The sequence below is a fragment of the Synechococcus sp. R5-15 genome, from assembly GCF_047462035.1.
In the GTDB taxonomy this organism is placed as follows: domain Bacteria; phylum Cyanobacteriota; class Cyanobacteriia; order Thermostichales; family Thermostichaceae; genus Thermostichus.
The window spans coordinates 1-2,802 of sequence record NZ_JANSIK010000058.1 but is presented as its reverse complement, the minus strand read 5'-3'; the positions used below and the strand labels follow the sequence as shown (position 1 = coordinate 2,802).

The window sequence follows — 2,802 nt, the reverse complement described above, 5'->3', positions numbered from 1 at the left end:
AAAACCAACTTCATCCTCTTTCCTCTATAAATTATTCTCTCTATCCTAACATAAGATCAACACGACCTAGCTGCCGGTTGGCAACGGATATCCAACCAGGGATCATCCTCACCTGCCAAACCGCCGCTGCCGCGACTGATAGCTAAGCAAGGCTTGGTGAAAAGCGGCTCGGTCGAAATCCGGCCAGAGGATGGGGGTGAAATACTGCTCGGTGTAGGCCATCTGCCAGAGCAGGAAGTTGCTGATGCGCATCTCGCCGCTGGTACGGATCAGCAGATCAGGATCCGATAAGCCGGTGGTGTAGAGAAATTGGGAAAAGAGGGCCTCGTCAATCTGATCCGGCTGCAGCAGCCCCTGCTGCACCAAGGTGGCAATGGAGCGGCAGGCTTGTAGGATCTCCTGTCGTCCCCCGTAGTTGAGGGCCACCGTCAGGCAAATGCCCTTGTTGTGCTGGGTGCATTCCACCGCATGCACGATGGTTTCCTGCAGAGAGTGGGGCAGAGCCGACAACTGGCCGGCAAACTGGATGCGCACCCCCTGCTGCACCATTTCCCCCAATTCCTGCCACAGCACCTGTTCGAACAACGTCATGAGAAAATCCACCTCCTCGCGGGCCCGGCCCCAGTTCTCGGTGGAGAAGGCATAGGCGGTAAGGGCTGGGATCCCCCAATCATTGCAACAGCGCAGCAGCTCCTTCAGGGCCGATACCCCTCGCTGATGCCCAACGCTGCGGGGTAAGCCCCGTTTTTGCGCCCAACGCCCGTTGCCATCCATCACCACCGCCACATGGCGGGGCAACAACTGCGGATCTAGGTCGGCAGGCAACTGCAGAAGATGGGCAGGAGAAAGGGTCATGGGGATCAGTCTTTCGGGAGGGTTTTCTCAGGTTTGCGAAAGAGTTTAGTCAGATCGGCAAGGGATCCCCACCAGCGCAGCGGCCCATTGCGAAACCAGGGGTGGGCCCACAATCCCTTTAGCGGAGCATCTCGTTTTTTGGCATCGCGGGGATTGCGCAATCGCTGTACCAGCAGTTCGTGTAACTTGGCACTGGTCAGAGGCCGCTCGATGCGCCCACCCTCCGCCAGGGAAATGGATCCCGTTTCTTCTGAGACCACAATACACAAGCAATTGGTCTGTTCTGTGATCCCCATCGCAGCGCGGTGCCGTGTGCCCAGTTGCCGAGAGGCGGCCCGCTCCGAAACCGGCAGGATGACCCCCGCTGCGCGAATGCGATTCCGATGGATGACCACAGCCCCATCATGCAACAAAGTTGAAGTCTGGAAAATGGTCTGCAAGATCTCCCGCGACACCCGCGCCTGGAGAGGTACTCCTTTGTCGGTAAACACCCGCGAGTCAATTGGTTGCTCCGGCTCGATCACAATCAGCGCTCCTGTGCGGTTTTGGGAAAGTTCTCGCACTGCTTGCACCAGTTCTTCCACCAAATCTTCCTCAGGATCCTCCTCGTCATCGCCTGCGTTGCTCGGCCACTCCATGCGGATGGCTCTTGCCAATTGCTCCAGCAGCCGCCGAAACTCCGGTTGAAAGAGCACGCCCATGGCTACAGCTGCGCCCAGGAGCAGGCGATCCAAGATCAGGTGAACCAAGGGGAGAGAGGCTGTGGCCAGGTACAGCACCAGCAGCACTATAAATCCCCTCACCAGCACCCCAGCACGACTTTCGCGGGTGTAGTAGAGAGCCAAAGCCAACAGAAAGACAGCCAGAGCCCAGTCCAAGAGGCTGAGAAAGTTAAACTGCTGTAGCCAAGCCCATAAGGCCGCCAGCATGGCGAAAAACCCCGTTCACGCTCCCCTCATTGCGGACCTTCTGCCTAGTGCCGTTCTGCACCTCAGAACCCCTGTTGGACTGCGGCCCCCAGACCAGCCTACCACTCACCTCCTGGCTGTCTTCCAGTCTTTCTCGCATGAGGTGCGTTGGCTGCGGTCGGCGCTGCCAGGAAAGGCTGTGCCTCTACTGACCAGATGGGTATGGGCAAACTTCCCCTTCAACGCAGCAACCGCTCTGGCAAGACATCTTGACGGATTAAGTCGGCATAAGTTTCTCGCCGCACAATCAACTGGGCCTCTCCCTCGTTGACCAGCACCGCGGCTGGCCGAGGGAAGCGATTGTAATTGGAAGCCATGCTGTAGTTGTAGGCCCCCGTCGCCAAAACCACCAACACTTCTCCTGCCATTGGGGCGGGCAGAAGCACATCCTTCAACAGCACATCCCCCGACTCGCAGTGCTTGCCGGCCACCGTTACCCGCTGCGTGGCCTCTGCCTCTGGTCGGTTGGCCAGAAGGGCGGTATAGCGGGCTTGGTAGGTGATCGGGCGGGGGTTGTCGGACATACCACCGTCGATGGTGATGTAGGTGCGTCCCTGGGGCAGGTCATCGCTGGGAGGGATCCGCTTTTGCCCTCCCAGGGTGTAGGCGGTCACGGCAGCCGGCCCAATCACAGATCGTCCAGGCTCGCAGAGCACCTTGGGCAAAGGGATCCCGGACTGGGCAAAGGCTTGTTGCACCGCCGTTGCCACAGTTTCCACCCACTCCGGGATGGAGGGGGGATCATCGGATTCGACATAGCGGATCCCCAGGCCCCCACCCACATTCAGCTCTTGTAGGGGCAACCCTCTGCCCAGCCCTTGCCGCCAGATCTGGGCCAGCACCCCCGCCAGGTCGCGGTGGCCCTGTAGATCAAAAATCTGTGACCCAATGTGGGCATGGAGCCCAACGCACTGCAGTTGGGGATGGGCTGCCAAAAAGTCAAACACCTCCGGCAGTTGCCATTGGCCGATGCCGAATT

General features: G+C 59.2%; 3 protein-coding genes. All 3 read right to left on the bottom strand.

Annotated elements, in window-relative coordinates; all coding sequences use genetic code 11:
• Positions 1-108: 108 nt before the first annotated feature.
• Positions 109-855, bottom strand: coding sequence for an isoprenyl transferase (locus NW839_RS05730; RefSeq protein WP_414350149.1), 747 nt, complete (start codon positions 853-855; stop codon positions 109-111).
• 5 nt (positions 856-860) lie between these two features.
• Entirely contained in the window at positions 861-1,784 is a 924-nt protein-coding gene (cdaA, locus tag NW839_RS05725; RefSeq protein WP_011433249.1) for a diadenylate cyclase CdaA, read from the bottom strand.
• Between the two features lie 218 nt (positions 1,785-2,002).
• On the bottom strand, positions 2,003-2,802 hold an 800-nt coding region (locus NW839_RS05720; protein ID WP_414380506.1), incomplete at its 5' end, for a diaminopimelate decarboxylase family protein.